General features: G+C 66.6%; 15 protein-coding genes and 2 pseudogenes. 15 read left to right on the forward strand and 2 right to left on the reverse strand.

From position 1 onward, the window contains the following. The first annotated feature begins 485 nt into the window (after positions 1-485). Positions 486-779, forward strand: coding sequence for an FmdB family zinc ribbon protein (locus XcuCFBP2542_RS08290; RefSeq protein ID WP_104603127.1), 294 nt, complete (start codon positions 486-488; stop codon positions 777-779). A 71-nt stretch (positions 780-850) separates the two neighbouring features. Further along, positions 851-1,435, forward strand: a complete 585-nt coding sequence (locus tag XcuCFBP2542_RS08295) for a hypothetical protein (protein ID WP_372372224.1) — start codon at positions 851-853, stop codon at positions 1,433-1,435. A 75-nt stretch (positions 1,436-1,510) separates the two neighbouring features. On the opposite strand, the gene XcuCFBP2542_RS08300 is transcribed toward XcuCFBP2542_RS08295, so the two are convergent. Further along, on the reverse strand, positions 1,511-2,287 hold the full coding sequence (locus XcuCFBP2542_RS08300) for a DUF3011 domain-containing protein (RefSeq protein WP_104603128.1): 777 nt from the start codon (positions 2,285-2,287) through the stop codon (positions 1,511-1,513). Positions 2,288-2,443: 156 nt separating this feature from the next. Here XcuCFBP2542_RS08300 and aspS point away from each other — a divergent pair, with 156 nt between their 5' ends. The 4 genes and pseudogenes from aspS to XcuCFBP2542_RS08320 all read left to right on the forward strand — a co-directional run. Then, the gene (aspS, locus tag XcuCFBP2542_RS08305) at positions 2,444-4,243 is read left to right on the forward strand and encodes an aspartate--tRNA ligase (protein WP_104603129.1); all 1,800 of its coding nucleotides are present in this window, start codon (positions 2,444-2,446) and stop codon (positions 4,241-4,243) included. 204 nt (positions 4,244-4,447) lie between these two features. Then, positions 4,448-4,975 carry a GNAT family N-acetyltransferase gene (locus XcuCFBP2542_RS08310; protein WP_104603130.1) on the forward strand — a complete coding sequence of 176 codons (528 nt, stop codon included), beginning with the start codon at positions 4,448-4,450 and terminating at the stop codon, positions 4,973-4,975. Positions 4,976-5,121: 146 nt separating this feature from the next. Next, positions 5,122-5,725: pseudogene (locus XcuCFBP2542_RS08315) on the forward strand (esterase/lipase family protein); the annotation flags it as partial. Positions 5,726-5,815: 90 nt separating this feature from the next. Further along, positions 5,816-6,165: pseudogene (locus tag XcuCFBP2542_RS08320) on the forward strand (CobW C-terminal domain-containing protein); the annotation flags it as partial. Between the two features lie 41 nt (positions 6,166-6,206). Here XcuCFBP2542_RS08320 and xopR read toward each other — a convergent pair. Next, the gene (gene xopR / locus XcuCFBP2542_RS19710; RefSeq protein ID WP_170066967.1) at positions 6,207-7,445 is read right to left on the reverse strand and encodes a type III secretion system effector protein XopR; all 1,239 of its coding nucleotides are present in this window, start codon (positions 7,443-7,445) and stop codon (positions 6,207-6,209) included. Between the two features lie 433 nt (positions 7,446-7,878). Here xopR and XcuCFBP2542_RS08335 point away from each other — a divergent pair, with 433 nt between their 5' ends. The 9 genes from XcuCFBP2542_RS08335 (at position 7,879) to tolA (ending at position 16,060) form a co-directional block, all read left to right on the forward strand. Next, positions 7,879-8,607, forward strand: a complete 729-nt coding sequence (locus XcuCFBP2542_RS08335; RefSeq protein ID WP_104603132.1) for a YebC/PmpR family DNA-binding transcriptional regulator — start codon at positions 7,879-7,881, stop codon at positions 8,605-8,607. 112 nt (positions 8,608-8,719) lie between these two features. Beyond that, positions 8,720-9,244, forward strand: a complete 525-nt coding sequence (gene ruvC / locus XcuCFBP2542_RS08340) for a crossover junction endodeoxyribonuclease RuvC (RefSeq protein ID WP_104603133.1) — start codon at positions 8,720-8,722, stop codon at positions 9,242-9,244. Positions 9,245-9,362: 118 nt separating this feature from the next. Beyond that, positions 9,363-9,947 carry a Holliday junction branch migration protein RuvA gene (ruvA, locus tag XcuCFBP2542_RS08345; RefSeq protein WP_104603134.1) on the forward strand — a complete coding sequence of 195 codons (585 nt, stop codon included), beginning with the start codon at positions 9,363-9,365 and terminating at the stop codon, positions 9,945-9,947. Positions 9,948-10,000: 53 nt separating this feature from the next. Continuing rightward, the gene (locus tag XcuCFBP2542_RS08350; RefSeq protein ID WP_104603135.1) at positions 10,001-11,908 is read left to right on the forward strand and encodes a potassium transporter Kup; all 1,908 of its coding nucleotides are present in this window, start codon (positions 10,001-10,003) and stop codon (positions 11,906-11,908) included. Between the two features lie 178 nt (positions 11,909-12,086). Further along, a complete protein-coding gene (ruvB, locus tag XcuCFBP2542_RS08355; protein ID WP_104603136.1) occupies positions 12,087-13,121 on the forward strand; it encodes a Holliday junction branch migration DNA helicase RuvB in 1,035 nt (344 codons plus the stop codon). Between the two features lie 52 nt (positions 13,122-13,173). Next, positions 13,174-13,632, forward strand: a complete 459-nt coding sequence (gene ybgC / locus XcuCFBP2542_RS08360) for a tol-pal system-associated acyl-CoA thioesterase (RefSeq protein WP_104603137.1) — start codon at positions 13,174-13,176, stop codon at positions 13,630-13,632. 11 nt (positions 13,633-13,643) lie between these two features. Then, positions 13,644-14,423 carry a protein TolQ gene (tolQ, locus tag XcuCFBP2542_RS08365; RefSeq protein ID WP_104603138.1) on the forward strand — a complete coding sequence of 260 codons (780 nt, stop codon included), beginning with the start codon at positions 13,644-13,646 and terminating at the stop codon, positions 14,421-14,423. Between the two features lie 157 nt (positions 14,424-14,580). Then, positions 14,581-15,030 carry a protein TolR gene (gene tolR / locus XcuCFBP2542_RS08370; protein ID WP_104603139.1) on the forward strand — a complete coding sequence of 150 codons (450 nt, stop codon included), beginning with the start codon at positions 14,581-14,583 and terminating at the stop codon, positions 15,028-15,030. Further along, positions 15,020-16,060, forward strand: coding sequence for a cell envelope integrity protein TolA (tolA, locus tag XcuCFBP2542_RS08375; RefSeq protein ID WP_104603140.1), 1,041 nt, complete (start codon positions 15,020-15,022; stop codon positions 16,058-16,060). The genes tolR and tolA overlap by 11 nt, the downstream gene beginning before the upstream one ends. The last annotated feature ends 259 nt before the right edge of the window (positions 16,061-16,319 follow it).

Consider the following 16,319-nt stretch of genomic DNA (forward strand, 5'->3'; position numbering starts at 1 on the left):
ACGGATGGGGCTGCGGTCAAGCATAGCGATGCGTCGAGTCGCAGCGGCAAGAGCGGGTTTGAAAACCCTGCGCACCGATCATCTCGACTGGTCCTTGCCCGCCCACCGTCGCGGGACCCTTGGCGGCATGGATGCTGCCACGGAGCTTACAAGGACGTACTTGCAGCGTGTCCTGCGATGGTGGGCGGGCAAGGGCCCTTCAGCAAAGCCGCAGCGTCGAGGGCGCGGTGGCCTCACCGCTCGCGGGACACGCCGTTAACCCGTCCATGGGGGCTCGATGGCGGCATCCATGCCGCCAACGGTCCCGCAATCGGCAAGGACACCACGCCAGACAGTTGGTTGGTGGTTCTGTTGAAGAGCAAAGAGCGGGTCGATACGGCCAGCGCAGCCTTGGCATGATGTGATGTGATGTGCCGCGCCGCTGCCCCGGCGCGTGCGCATCGGTCTAGAATCTGCGCCTGCATCGTCTTCCCACGTCTTCCGTCATGCCTATCTACGCGTTCCAGTGCACCACCTGCGGCCATGCGTTCGACCGCCTGCAAAAGATGGCCGACCCCGATCCGCAGACCTGCCCGGCCTGCAGCGCGGCCACGGTCAAACGCCAGGTCACTGCACCGTCGTTCCGGCTGTCCGGCAGCGGCTGGTACGAGACCGACTTCAAATCAGCCGGCGAAAAGAAGAAGAACCTCACCGAAACCAACAGTGGGGGCGAGGCCAAGCCGGCCGCGGCCAGCGACAGCAAGCCGGCTGCGACGACACCGGCGGCCGGCCCGGCATGATGGGGCGCCTGCGCGGACCGCTGGCCGGCCGCGCGCTGCGCCGTGCGTGCTGGCCAATGGTCGTCGTCGCGATGGTGGCAACGGGTGGATGTGCCGGCCCCGCATCGCCACCCGCTGTGGTCGCCTTGGCGTCGGCCGACCGTTTCATGGCGGCGCTGGCCGTCTATTGCGGGCAGGCCTTCGCCGGCCGCGTGCTGGTCGATGCTCCCGCGTCGGCAACCCCCGGCCCGTTCGCCGGCAAGGTGCTGGTGATGCATGTCCGCGGCTGCGAGGATCCAATCCATGAATTGCGCGTGCCGTTCCACGTTGGCGACGATCATTCGCGGACCTGGGTGCTGACCCGCACGTCGGCCGGCGTGCGGCTCAAGCACGATCACCGGCACCCCGACGGCAGCCCCGATGCAATGACCCAGTACGGCGGCGACAGCCGCGCTGGCGGTACCGCCACGCGCCAGGAATTTCCGGTGGACGCGGCATCCATCGCCCTGTTCCAGCGGCTCGGGTCCACTGCCTCGCTGGAAAACACCTGGGCCATCGATATCCAGCCGGGCCGGCAGCTGGTCTACGAGCTGAGCCGCCCGAACGGGCGGCTGTTGCGGGTCGCGTTCGATCTTACCCGGCCGGTGGCATTGCCGCCCGCTCCCTGGGGCGGCTGAGCGCCGCGTAGCAGTCTGTCGGCCTGACGCAGGGGCTTGGCATCGACGCGCGCGGCCGCCTGCGCGCAACCGCCGTCAGCGTGCGTCGAAGCGCGCGCGGCAGCCATCGTTGACCCAGACGATCGAACGCTGCGGGTCATAGCCCCAGGTGCGGCCTTCCTCGCAGCGGGTGTCCGAGAGCTGGCGCGTCGGCACCGGGTCACCGGCGCGGTTGTCCCATGGACAGGTGCGCAGGCGGCGGTCGTCGCTGCTGCAGGTCACCGAGTAGCCGGGGCGTGGGCGCTCGCCTGGCCAGTCGCCGCCGTCGTCGCGATCCCAGCCGCGGCCGCCGCGTACCTGCGCAAATTCCGCCCGGCAGCCGTCGTCCACCCAGATCCGGCCGTTTTCCTGGCGCCAGTTGCGGCCTTCTACGCACGGGGTATCCGAAAGCTGGCGCACCAGCATGGCGCGCCGCCAGCCGGTATTGCAGATCGCCTGGCGCTGGTCGCGGCTCTCGCAGCGCACGATGCCGGTGGCATTGCCGGGGCGGTCGTCGCCGCCATTCCAGCCGCCACCACCCCAGCCGCCGCGCGCCTCGACGAAGCGGCCGCGGCAGCCATTGTTCACCCAGATGCGGCCGCGGTCGCTGCCCCAGTTGCGGCCTTCGATGCAGCGCGTTCCGGAGATGTTTTCCACCAGCGCGGCGCGCCCACGGAACGGGGTGTCGCATTCGCGGCGGCGGTTGTCGTTGCTGGAACAGGTGATGCTGGGGCCATTCCAGCCGCGGTCCTGCGCGGCGGCGGGGCGGACGCCGAGCGCGCCACCGAGGGCGATCAGGCTGAAGCCGGAGAGCAGCAGGGCGGTGCGCAGCATCGGGACGTCCTTGGTGCGGGAGGGGCGTGGTGCCTATTCAGCCGGGCACCGACTTAAGCGCCGGTGACCGTCGCCGCATTTGCTCCTGCCGGCCGCCGGCCCCAGAATATCCGGCTTTCCGGCGCTGCCTGCGTCGGGTTTTCAGCGGAGCTTTCGATGCGTACCCACTTCTGCGGCCTGGTCGATGCGACCATGATCGGCCAAACCGTCACTCTCGCCGGCTGGACCGATGTGGCCCGCAATCTGGGCGGGGTGTGTTTCATCGACCTGCGCGACCACGAAGGCATCGTGCAGGTGACGGTGGAGCCGGAGAACGCCGAGGTGTTCCCGGTGGCCGCCAGCCTGGGCTATGAAGACGTGCTGCAGGTGGAAGGCGTGGTGCGTGCGCGGCATGCGGTCAACGACAAGCTGCGCTCTGGCAAGGTGGAAGTGATCGCCACGCGCATCACCATCCTCAACAAGGCTGCGCCGTTGCCGTTTCATGCGCACGAAAACCCGGGCGAAGAAACCCGCCTGAAATACCGCTACCTTGACCTGCGTCGCCCGGAAATGCAGCGCATGCAGCGCACCCGCATCAAGCTGGTGCAGGCGCTGCGCCGGCATCTGGATGCGCGCGACTTCCAGGACATCGAAACCCCGATCCTCACCAAGGCCACCCCGGAAGGCGCACGTGACTTCCTGGTGCCGGCACGCATGCATCCGGGAGAATTCTACGCACTGCCGCAGAGCCCGCAGCTGTTCAAGCAGATCCTGATGGTGGCCGGCTTCGATCGCTACTACCAGATCGCGCGCTGTTTCCGCGACGAAGCGCTGCGCGCCGATCGCCAGCTGGAATTCACCCAGCTGGACATGGAATTTGCCTTCGTGCGCGAGCGCGACGTGCAGGATTTCGTCGAAGACATGATCCGCGCCATCTTCAAGGAAGTGGTGGACGTCGAGCTGGCCGCGCAGTTCCCGCGCATGACCTGGGCCGAGGCGATGCGTCGCTATGGCTCGGACAAGCCGGACCTGCGTATCGCGCTGGAATTGGTCGATGTGGCCGAGCTGGTGAAAGACAGCGAGTTCGCCTTCTTTGCCACCGCTGCCAACGATGCCGACGGACGTGTCGCTGCCCTGCTTATTCCGGGCGGTGCAAGCTTGTCGCGCAAGCAGATCGACGACTACGCCACGCATGCCGCCAAGTACGGCGCCAAGGGTTTGGCTTGGCTCAAGTATGGGCAGACACCGGATGGTGCGCAGGGTGGTGGGTCTATCGAAAGTGGCTTTGATATCAGCCAGGTCTCGGGATCTGTCGTCAAGGTACTGGGGCCTGAAAAGACGGTTGCTCTTCTCCATGCGGTTAAAGCATCTCCTGGCGACATCGTATTTTTTGGTGCTGGCACCTACAACAAAGTTTCAGACTTCATGGGCGCGCTGCGCCTGAAGGCCGGAAAGGACTTCAACCTAGTCGCCGATGGCTGGGCGCCGCTGTGGGTCACCGATTTCCCGATGTTCGAATGGGACGACGAAGCGCAGCGCTACGTCGCTCTGCATCACCCCTTCACCGCACCAGCGGTGGACGATATCGCCGACCTGCGCGCCAATGCCCGCACCGCGGTGTCGCGTGGCTACGACATGGTGCTCAACGGCAATGAAATCGGTGGCGGCTCGATTCGTATCCATCGCCCGGACATGCAGAGCGCGGTGTTTGAACTGCTCGGTATCGGCGCCGACGAAGCGCGTGCCAAGTTCGGCTTCCTGCTGGACGCGTTGAACTACGGCGCCCCGCCGCACGGCGGCATCGCCTTCGGCATCGACCGGATTGCCGCGCTGATGGCCGGCACCGAGTCCATCCGCGACGTGATCCCGTTCCCCAAGACCACCGGCGCGCAGGACCTGATGACCGACGCCCCGTCGCCAATCGCCGCCGAGCAACTGGCCGAGGTGCACGTACAGGTGCGCCCCAAGCAGGCCTGACCTGTACCACCCCTGGTCACGCCGAATGCGTGGCCAGGCAGTGCCACCCGGCCGCACGCCGCGAACACAGCGCTCCGGCTTGTCGCTCTTGCGATTCCCGATTCCCGATTCCCGATTCCCGATTCCCGATTCCCGATTCCCCCGCTTGCACCACCAACGCTGCATGCGACAAGCTGCCACGTCCACCCGGCACGAGAGGCCCGCATGACCCGCATCCGCCGCGCCACGCCGGACGATGCCGAAGCGTTGTCGCTTCTGGCTGCGCAGACCTTTACCGAAACCTTCGGCCATCTCTATCCGCAGGAAGACCTGCGCGGCTTTCTTGAAGAGACCTACGCGGTCGAGCGCGCGCGCATCGTGCTGGCGCATCCGGACTATGCGATCTGGCTGCTGGAGCTAGATAACCTGCTGGTCGGCCACGCCGCCGCCGGCCCATGCGGGTTGCCGCATGACGACGTGCGCCCCGGCGACGGTGAGCTCAAGCGCCTGTATCTGCTCCAGGACTATCAAAGCAGCGGCTGGGGCAGCCGATTGTTCGAAACCGCACTGGAGTGGCTGGAGCGCGACGGCCCGCGCACGCTGTGGATCGGCGTGTGGTCGGAAAACTTCGGCGCCCAGCGCTTCTATGCCCGCTATGGTTTCGAGAAGGTGGGCGAGTACGACTTTCCGGTCGGCAAGATCGTCGACCGCGAGTTCATCCTGCGGCGTGGCCCCCTGGTCGCCGCGCGCTGAGAGCCGGGATTGGCGGATTGGGGATTGGCGTGTCGCGCCGCGCCTTCTTCCGTTCACGCGCTAGCGTCGGGCGCTCGTACACTGCAGATCCTGCACCGCGTCTGCATTGCTCGACGCTTGCGCGCCACGTTCCGGTCCTCCTGCCTTTGTCCAGCGCATCTTCGGCCCTTGCGGTCACCCCGCGACGCAGCTCGCGCAAGCAATCGACCACCACCACCGCCGATGTGCTGCTGGTGCATGGCATCTGGAATAGCGTGCACTGGCTGCTGCCATTGGCCCACCGGCTGCGCGGCGACGGGCTGGCGCCAGCGTTGTTCGGCTACGCCAGCGTGCTGGGTGGCCCGGCGCAGGCGGTGCCGCAGCTGATCGCGCGCGTACGCAGTAGCGGCGCGCAGCTGCTGGTCTGCCATAGCCTGGGCGGGCTGATGGCCTTGCAGGCCTTGTGCGATGCGCCCGACCTGCCGGTACGCCGTGTGGTGTGCCTGGGCTCGCCGCTGCGCGGAAGCGCTGCCGCGCGCGGGTTGGCCCGGCGCGGTGGCGTCTGGGCCATGGGTCGCAGTGCCGCGTTGCTGCAGCAGGGCTTTGCGCAGTGGGACGGTGCGGCCGAGACCGGTCAGGTGGCCGGCTGCATCCCGCGCGGCGTCGGCCGCTGGCTGGCGGCGCTGGACGGCGACTCCGACGGCACCGTGGCGGTGGGAAACCCGCCTGCCGGGGCTGCGCGGCCACTGCGTGGTGCAGGCCAGCCATAGCGAGGGTCGGCAGGGAGTCGTATAAAAAGCAGTCAAAAATTAGCTAATTCGCTGCCATAAACGAATTTTTCATGATCTTCTGAAGGCCTTCGAATGCGGCATTAGCGGCGTCGTGTCTCTCGCAAGTCGGCCGTTTCACCCGCAGCGGTTTGCGCACATGGTGCACAGCGGGTTGCCGCAGGTGATTCGCCGCAAAGGCTTTTTCTGGCTGTCCAGCCGCATGGACCGGGTGGGCGAACTATCCGGCGTCGGCGGCGCTACCAGGACCAGTGCCGCCGGTTTCTGGCGCGCCGCGCGCCACCGCGTGGATGCGAAGGAATCGGTCATCCGGCACACACCGGCATGACGCCGCTGCCGTACACCGACATCGGTTGGCAGCGCCAGCAGATTCAGTGCTGGGCCGCACCGATGCCGGAGCTGCATGAAGTAGGCGATGCGGCCCGCACACGGTCTACGCGCACCGGCCACTACGTGATCGATCCTCAGTAATAGCCGTTGTCGATTGCCTCTTGGTGGGCATCACGTTCGCTCTGCTCGTACTGTGCGCGCTCTTGCCGTGTGGTAGGTATGCTATCCATCAAGCGTGGCGCGCCCATCCGCTGCAGTTGGTCATCGGTGCGTTTGACGATCTCGTTCAATGCCAGCAGATTGGTGTAGCCCTGCATCATGCGCTGCAGGCGCCGGATCTTGTCATGGGGCGCGTCGCTCTCCTTCAAGGACTCCAGGCGCCGCTGCGCGCGCGCGTAATGCACCGCCATCTTGGTCATGTTGATATTGTCGCGGCCTACCGCAAGCAACGCATGTCGATTGGACTGCATCACATCTGTTTGGACCATGAGCAAACCGCTGCTGGTGGTTTTCGGCGCAGCGATCTTTTCCAATGGCGCCAGCGCCGCCAGCATATCATCGAGCTGCTGATCGCGCACGGCGTTGCGCTCGGCGATCAGTGCGGCACGCGTCTCGAACATCGCCTGCTCTTCGGGACGAGGGGGGCGGTCCTCGTCGTAGAGCCGCTGGCTGATGTCGTAGCACTGCTTGCTCAGCGCCGCCAATCGTAGATTCATGTTGCGCACCGCAGGGAGCCGCCTGGACTGCGTGGGCGGTGCCTGTGGCGGCGATACCCGACTCGCAGACGGTGCTGGCCGCACTGGCGATGTAGGCTGCTGCGGCTGGCCGATCTGGTCGCGCCTGGCCGGGCCTGGAGCCTGCCGTTGCCACCGTTCCGCGGTGCCGCCCTGACGTGGCTGCGGGCGCGCTGCATTAAGCGCGGTCGGCAGCGGTTGCCGTTGCGGCGTTGCTGTCTGCGTTGGGACACGATTGCGTGGCTTGGGCATTGCACTGGGCGCCTCACATCGCGCATCAACAGCGGCGTGGTTGAGCGGTGGGCGCTGTGTGGGAACGCGCAGTGCAATGTCATGCGGTGCGGGTGCGGGTGCGGGTGCGGGTGCGGTCGGAGGCTGGCTCGACGTTGTTTTGGTGACCGACGATCCCACGCACATGGAGGGCAACTGCTTGCGCAGCGTCGCCAGCGATTGACGCGCCAACGTAAGCATGCCCTGCCGCGACTTGGACGCACGCTTCGTGGTGCCGGTCTTGGGCGCGTGTGACAGCGGGTGCGGCGACGCCGTACCTGGAGCGGTTGGCGTCCCAGCTGGAGCTGTGGGGCTGAGCGGCTCCGTTGCGACCCGATGAGCAGTGCGCGAAAACGGATTCAGGCGCATCACAAACTCCGGTAGGTATGCACGCTTATCGTAGCGACCGCCACCCGGTGCGGAAGGCCGGTGGCGAACTGGCGTCGCGCAGGCCGAAAGCGCGAGCGTCAGTCCAGACGCATCCCTGCGGCGATCGCCAGCGCCGCAAGTGCCAGCCCCAACCAGCTGCGCAGACCGAGACGTTGAGGGTTGGCAGGGATTCGTGAAAAAGTTCTGTACTGACAGCGAGTTGGCTCACTTTTGGCGCTTCTTTATACGGATCCCTGCCGACCCTCATGGCGGCCCGCTGCGCTCGTCGGCCACCGCCTCGCAGGCGATGACCTTTCCTGCGCCAGGGCCGTTTTGGGGATTGCGCGTCCGCTGGCGCACGTTGCTGCCCCGGTGAGGGCAGGCAATCGGGTAAAATCCGCGCCCTGTCATCCAAGCCAGTCTGGAACCACCCATGGGTAGAGGCCCCTCCATCGAAGGCCGCAAGAACGCCTCCGACGCCAAACGCGGCAAGATGTTCACCAAGATCATCCGCGAGATCAGCGTGGCCGCCCGCGCTGGCGGCGGCGATCCGTCCAACAACCCGCGCCTGCGCACCGCCATGGACAAGGGCCTGTCGTCCAACATGTCCAAGGACGTGATGGAGCGCGCCATCAAGAAGTCCACCGGCGAGCTGGAAGGGGTGGAATACGAAGAAATCCGCTACGAGGGCTACGCGCCCGGCGGCGTGGCGGTGATCGTGGATTGCCTCACCGACAACCGCGTGCGCACCGTGGCCGACGTACGCCACGCTTTCAGCAAGTGCGGCGGCAACATGGGCACCGAGGGCTCGGTGGCCTTCATGTTCAAGCGCCTGGGTGTGCTCAGCTTCGCCGCCGGTGCCAATGAAGACGCGCTCACCGACGCCGCCATTGAAGCCGGCGCCGACGACGTGGTGGTGTACCCGGAAGACGGCGCCATCGACGTGCTGACCGCCCCGGATGCCTTTATCCAGGTCAGGAACGCCCTGGCCGCCGCCGGCCTGGAACCGGCGCATGCCGACATCACCTTCCGCGCCGAGAACGACATTGCCGTGGACGGCGACACCGCCGTGCAGGTGCGCAAGCTGCTGGACATGCTCGAAGACCTGGACGACGTGCAGGACGTGTATTCGAACGTCGATCAAGCGGCGCTTGGCGCCTGATGCAGGTGGGGATGGCGGGATTGGGCATTCGGGATTCGCAACAGCGATGTGCGCGCTGCGCTGCACGCAGGTTACCAATCCCCAATCTCCAATCCCCACTCCCGGCCCGCCAATGACCCGCATCCTGGGCATCGATCCCGGCTCGCAGCGCACCGGGATCGGCATCATCGACATCGACGAGGGCGGTCGCAGCCGGCATGTGCACCACGCACCGTTGCTGTTGCTGGGCGAGGGCGACTTCTCCCAGCGGCTCAAGCGCTTGCTGCACGGGTTGGGCGAGCTGATCGAGACCTACCGGCCGCATGAGGTGGCGATCGAAAAGGTCTTCATGGGCAAGAGCGCCGCCTCGGCGCTCAAGCTCGGCCATGCGCGCGGCGCGGCGATCTGCGCGGTGGTCATGCGCGACCTGCCGGTGCACGAGTACGCTGCCACCGAGGTCAAGCTGGCCCTGGTCGGCAAGGGTGGCGCGGACAAGATGCAGGTCCAGCATATGGTGGGCATCATGCTCAACCTGAAAGGCAAGCTGCAGCCCGACGCCGCCGACGCACTGGCGGTCGCCATCACCCACGCCCACGTGCGCGCCACCGCGCAGCGCCTGGGCGTCAACACCCAACAGGCCTGGAGCCGCAAGAAATGAGAATCGGGAATCGGGAATCGGGAATCGGTAACGCCAACAGCGGAGTCCACAACGGCGCGTGCTGTGTCGATTCCCCATTCCCGATTCCCCATTCCCGGCACCGCACAGGCGGTGCCCAATGATCGGCCGTCTACGCGGAATCCTGGCCTACAAGCAGCCGCCGTGGCTGGTGATCGACGTGGGCGGGGTGGGCTATGAGCTGGAGGCGCCGATGAGCACTTTCTACGACCTGCCCGATGTCGGTCGCGACGTCATCCTGTTCACCCACTACGCGCAGAAGGAAGACAGCGTCGCGCTGTACGGTTTCCTGCGCGAGGGCGAGCGGCGCTTGTTCCGCGACGTGCAGAAGGTCACCGGCATCGGCGCCAAGATCGCGCTGGCGGTGTTGTCCGGGGTCAGCGTGGACGAGTTCGCTCGCCTCATCACCAGCGGTGACATCACCGCGTTGACGCGCATCCCCGGCATCGGCAAGAAGACTGCCGAGCGCATGGTGGTGGAACTGCGCGACCGCGCGGCCGACTTCAGCAGCGGCGCGCCGATCACCGGCCAGCTCGGTCCCGATGCAGTGTCCGAAGCCACCGTCGCGCTGCAGCAACTGGGCTACAAGCCGGCCGAGGCCGCACGCATGGCACGCGAGGCCGGGGCAGACGGCGACGACGTCGCCACGGTCATCCGCAAGGCCCTGCAGGCCGCGCTGCGTTAAGCAGCCTCGGCCTTTCCCACTCTTCACGCCCTTCGGCGATACCCTGCCCACTCATGTCACAGACCTCCACTCCTGCAGCGGGCCACGGCCACGCGCCCGCCAACGGCCACATGGCCCTGGTCATCGGCGCCATCGGTGTCGTCTTCGGCGATATCGGCACCAGCCCGCTATACACCCTGAAGGAGGCGTTTTCGCCGCACTATGGGCTGACCAGCGACCACGACACCGTGCTGGGCGTGCTGTCGCTGGCGTTCTGGGCGCTGATGATTACGGTGACGCTCAAGTACGTCACCATCATCATGCGCGCCGACAACGATGGCGAAGGCGGCATCATGGCGCTGATGGCGCTGGCCCAGCGCACCCTCAGGCAGGGCTCGCGCTCGGCCTACGTGGTGGGCATCCTCGGCATCTTCGGCGCCTCGCTGTTCTTCGGCGACGGCGTCATCACCCCGGCCATCTCTGTGATGGGCGCGGTGGAGGGCCTGGAGGTCGCCGCCCCCAGCCTGCACCCGTTCATCGTGCCGATCACCGTCGTGGTGCTGCTGCTGGTGTTCATGGCCCAGCGCTTCGGTACCGAAAAGGTCGGCAAGGTGTTCGGTCCGATCACCTGCCTGTGGTTCCTGTCGCTGGGGGCGATCGGGATCTGGAACATCGTGGATGCGCCGGAGGTGCTCAAGGCCTTCAATCCGTGGTGGGGGATCCGTTTCTTCCTGCAGCACGGCTGGCACGGGGTGTTCATCCTCGGCGCGGTGGTGCTGGCGGTGACCGGCGGCGAGGCGCTGTATGCGGACATGGGCCACTTCGGCGCGCGCCCGATCCGCCATGGCTGGTACTTCTTCGTGCTGCCGATGCTGCTGCTCAATTACCTCGGTCAGGGCGCACTGGTGCTCAACCACCCCTCCGCGTTGAAGAACCCCTTCTTCGAGGCGGTGCCGGGCTGGGCGCTGTATCCGATGATCGTCCTGGCCACGCTGGCGGCGGTGATCGCCTCGCAGGCGGTGATTACCGGCGCCTATTCGGTGGCGCGCCAGGCCATGCAGCTGGGCTACATCCCGCGCATGCTGGTCAAGCACACCTCACGCGACACCATCGGCCAGATCTACGTGCCCGGCATCAACTGGTTGCTGATGGTGATGGTGATCGCGCTGGTGCTGATCTTCCGCAGCTCCACCAATCTGGCGGTGGCCTACGGCATCTCGGTGTCGATGACCATGCTGATCGACACCTTGCTGCTGGCGCTGGTGGCGCGCGCGCTGTGGCCGCGCTGGCGCAGCTGGGTGCTGCCGCTGTGCGTGGTGTTCTTCATCATCGAACTGGCCTTCGTGATCGCCAATGGCGCCAAGTTGCTGCAGGGCGCCTGGTTCCCGCTGGCGCTGGGCATCGTGGTGTTCACCCTGATGCGCACCTGGCGCCGCGGCCGTGCGCTGCTGCGCGAAGAGATTCGCAAGGACGGTATCCGCATCGACAGCTTCCTGCCCGGGCTGATGCTGGCACCGCCGGTGCGCGTGCCCGGCATGGCGGTGTTCCTGACCGCCGACCCGATGGTGGTGCCGCATGCGTTGATGCACAACCTCAAGCACAACAAGGTGCTGCACGAACGCAACATCTTCCTCAACGTGGACACGCTGCCGATCCCGTATGCGCCGGTGGACAAGCGTCTGCAGATCGAATCGATCGGCGATGAGTTCTACCGCGTCTATGTGCGCTTCGGCTTCATGGAAACGCCCGACGTGCCGTTGGCATTGATGCGTTCCTGCGACCAGGGCGGCATCCACTTCGACCCGATGGACACCACCTTCTTCGCCAGCCGCGAAACCATCGTGGCCAGCGCCAACCGCGGCATGCCGATCTGGCGCGACAAGCTGTTCGCGCTGATGCACCGCAATGCCGCCCCGGCCACCGGCTTCTTCCGCATCCCCGGCAACCGCCTGGTGGAGCTCGGCGCGCAGGTGGAGATCTGAGGCCGCGACAGTGTCGCGGCCTTGGGAATCGGGAGACGGGAATGGGGAATAGGAAAAGCAACGGCCTGCGCCGGCCCGAGACACTCGGCGACGGCTGAAAAGGGCACCAGCGTTGCCGGTAACCGCTACTATTGTCCGCTCGATTCCCCATTCTCGATTCCCCATTCCCGGCTTTTCAATGGACCGCATCATCGCCAGCAGCTCCACCCGCGAAGACGATGCCGCCGATGCGAGCATCCGGCCCAAGCGCCTGGCCGATTATCTTGGCCAGCAGCCGGTGCGCGAGCAGATGGACATCTACATCCAGGCCGCCAAGGCGCGCGGCGAGGCGATGGACCATGTGCTGATCTTCGGGCCGCCGGGCCTGGGCAAGACCACGCTCAGCCATGTCATCGCCAACGAGCTGGGCGTCAGCCTGCGGGTGACGTCCGGCCCGGTGATCGAAAAGGCCGGCGATCTGGCCGCGCTGCTGACCAACCTGCAGCCGCACGATGTGTTGTTCATCGACGAGATCCACCGCCTGTCGCCGGTGGTGGAAGAAGTGCTGTATCCGGCGATGGAAGATTTCCAGATCGACATCATGATCGGCGACGGCCCGGCCGCGCGCTCGATCAAGATCGACCTGCCGCCGTTCACCCTGATCGGCGCCACCACCCGTGCCGGCCTGCTGACCGCGCCCTTGCGCGATCGCTTCGGCATCGTGCAGCGGCTGGAGTTCTATTCGCCGGCCGAGCTGACCCGCATCGTGATCCGCTCGGCGGCCATCCTGGGCATCGATTGCACGCCGGAAGGCGCGGCCGAGATCGCGCGTCGCGCCCGTGGCACGCCGCGCATCGCCAACCGGCTGCTGCGCCGCGTGCGCGACTACGCGCAGGTCAAGGCCGCCGGCCATATCGACCTGCCCGTGGCGCAGGCGGCCATGCAGATGCTCAAAGTGGATCCGGAAGGCTTCGACGAACTCGACCGCCGCATGCTGCGCATCATCATCGACCACTTCGATGGCGGCCCGGTGGGCGTGGAATCGTTGGCGGCCTCGCTGTCGGAAGAACGCGGCACGCTGGAAGACGTGGTCGAGCCCTATCTGATCCAGCAGGGCTTTCTGATCCGCACCGCGCGCGGGCGCATGGTCACGCCCAAGGCCTATCTGCACCTGGGCCTGAAGCCCCCGCGCGACCGCGCCCCGGCCATCGGCGAACCGGGAGACCTGTTCTGATGGCGCTCCGTTCGTCGTTCACCGGGGCCGTCTCGACTGAAAATCCGTCCCCATGACCGCCGATTCCCGACTCCCGATTCCCGATTCCCCGCCTGTATTCAGTTGGCCGACACGCGTCTACTGGGAAGATACCGACGCCGGCGGGGTGGTCTACCACGCGCGCTACGTCGCCTTCATGGAACGCGCGCGCACCGAATGGATGCGCGCGGCCGGCTACGGGCAGGATCTGATGCGCCAGCAGCATGGTCTGGTGTTTGCGGTCCGCTCGATGCAACTGGATTTCCTCAAGCCGGCCCGGCTTGACGACGCGCTGTCGGTGTCGGCGGTGGTGTTGAAATGCAGACGGGCCAGCCTGCTGTTCGCGCAGTCGGTGCGCCGCGAGGGCGAAGTGTTGTTGACCGCGCAGGTGCGCATTGCCGCCCTGGGTGCCAGCGACTTCCGCCCGCGCGGCATGGACGATGCGCTGTATGACGTGTTGAAAGCTCTAGAAACCCCAGAATCCGATTACTGAGGAACGAACGGATGTCGATTGCATTGCTCCTGGCCCTGCAGGACACGGTAGTGGAAGCACTACCCCAGGACGTCACCGCCGCAGCGGCGCAAACCGCCGCAGTAGCGCACAACAGCAGCATCAACTACGTGGACCTGATCCTGCGGGCCAGTATCCCGGTCAAGATCATCGTGCTGCTGCTGCTGATCGGCTCGTTCATCAGCTGGGTCATCATTTTCCGCAAGGCACGCGCCTTCAAGCTGGCCAACCGCGAGGCCGACGAGTTCGAGAACCGCTTCTGGTCCGGCGCGGATCTGGCCAAGCTGTACGCCTCGGCCACCGACCGCAACCGCACCGTGGGCGGGCTGGAATCGATGTTCGAAAGCGGCTTCCGCGAGTTCTCGCGCCTGCGCGATCGCCGCCGCCTGGACGCGCGCGTCCAGCTGGAAGGCGCGCAGCGCGCCATGCGCACCGCCTTCACCCGCGAGGTCGACCAGCTCGAGCGCAATTTGGAGTTGCTGGCCAACATCGGCTCCACCGCGCCGTACGTTGGCCTGGTCGGTACCGTGTTCGGCATCATGGTGACCATGCACGACATGGTCAGCAGTGGCGAACAGGCCGGTATCGCGGCCGTGGCGCCGGGTATCTCCGAAGCACTGTTCGCCACCGCCATCGGCCTGTTCGTGGCGATTCCGGCGGTGTGGGCCTACAACCGCTTCACCACCCGCGTGGAACGGCTGTCGGTGCGCTACGAAACCTTCGCCGACGAGTTCAGCTCCATCCTGCAGCGCCAGGCCGGCGCGGACGAGTGATGCGCGCCCCCGGCATGCACCCGCACGGTTTGATGCGGGAAGTCGCCGGGCGAGCCAGTCGCGTCGATGCACAGCGTCATGCGCGTCTGCCCCGCACTTGGGCACCGCGCGACCCCGCTGACACCCGGCGCCGAGGATTAATTAGGAACGTTTCGCGATGATCTCCGGTATTTCCCGCCGCAAGAAGCGCAAGCTCAAATCCGACATCAACGTCGTGCCGTACATCGACGTGATGCTGGTGCTGCTGATCATCTTCATGGTGACCGCACCGTTGCTGACCCTGAGCACCGACGTCAGCCTGCCCAGCTCGCGCGCCAAGGCGCTGGAGAGCAAGCAGGACCCGGTGGTGGTGGTGGTCGCCGCCGATGGCCAACTGGCCCTGCAACTGCCCAAGGGCAAGCCGCAGGCAATGGACGTGGCGGCGCTGCAGGCGCAACTGGCCGCCATCGTGGCGCAGGACAAGGACGCCCGCGTGGTGGTGGCCGGCGATCGTGCCGCCCCGTACCAGAAAATCATGGACGCCATCGATGTGCTCAAGCAGGCCAAGGTCGAGAAGGTGGGCCTGATTTCCGACTCCGGCGGCACTGCAGGCAGCGATGCACGCTGACGCATTCCCCACGCAAGGTTCGCGCGAGGACGGCTGGCTGCGGCCGGTGGTCCTGGCCCTGGTCGTGCACGTATTGGTCGCGCTGGTGTTCATCGCCGGCTGGCTGTGGTCGCCGGAACGCTCGGTGGAACCGGCCGCAGGTGATTCCAGCATGGAGGCCTCGCTGGACGTGTCCGCCGCCGACGCGCGCGTGGCCCGCCAGGCGCTGAAGGCCACCCCGGTGGAGGCGCCGCCGCCACCGGCCCCGCTGCCCGAACCCGCCCCCGAAGACAGCGTGCCGCCGCCGCAGCCGATTCCCGAGCCGCGCCCGCAGGACGCGCCCACCCCGCAGCAGGCGCAGGCGCAGGAGCGCGTGGCCCAGCCGGACAAGGTCGATCAGGAGAAGGTCGATGCATTGGCCATTTCTGCCGAAAAGGCCAAGCAGGAGCAGGAAGCCAAGCGCCGCCAGGAGCAGATCGACCTGACCGAGCGCAAGCGCCAGGAAGAGGCCGAGCAGAAACTGCGCCTGGCCAAGCAGCAGGAAGAAGACGACGCCAAGAAGAAACAGGCCGCGGCGCAGCAGGCGGCAGCGGACGCCGAGCGTGAGAAGAAGATCGCCGATATCCGCCGCCAGCGCGCGCAGGCCGACAAGGAAGCGGCGCTGGCCGAGCAGAAGCTGCGCCAGGTGGCCGCCGCGCGCGCGCAGCAGGCCTCGGCCGCCGCAGCGACCAGCGCGCAGCCGACCGCAGGGCAGGGCGGTACCAGCACTGACCTGTCGGCCAAGTACGCTGCTGCGATCCAGCAGAAGGTGCTGGCGCAGTGGGTGCGTCCGCCCTCCGTGCCGCCCGGCCAGAAGTGCACCATCAACATCCGTCAGCTGCCCGGTGGCAGCGTCATGGAGGCCAAGGTCGCGCCGGGTTGCCCGTACGACGAGGCCGGCCAGCGCTCCATCGAAGCGGCGGTATTGAGCGCGCAGCCGCTGCCGTATCGCGGCTTCGAATCGGTGTTCCAGCGCAACCTGACCTTCGTGTTCACCGCGCAGGATCAATGATGCCCGTACCCGGCGTCTGCTGGCCGGCAGATGCCGCATGGGCGCCTGGTGTCGGCGGCTGCGGGGTGTATCCGAGCTTGGCACGCAACTCCAATGCTGCTGGCCGGGCCTCGTTCCACCCTGCTGTCGCTTCACGGAGTCGCTGTGCCAAGCTTCCGGCTGTGCCAAGCTTCCGCTTGCTCCATTTTCACGCGGTCGCGTTCATGATTGCGAGTATGTTCACTCGCTGATTGGTATCCCTTGCCCACTTTTCCTGCCC

This window comes from Xanthomonas cucurbitae (assembly GCF_002939885.1).
In the GTDB taxonomy this organism is placed as follows: Bacteria; Pseudomonadota; Gammaproteobacteria; order Xanthomonadales; family Xanthomonadaceae; genus Xanthomonas; species Xanthomonas cucurbitae.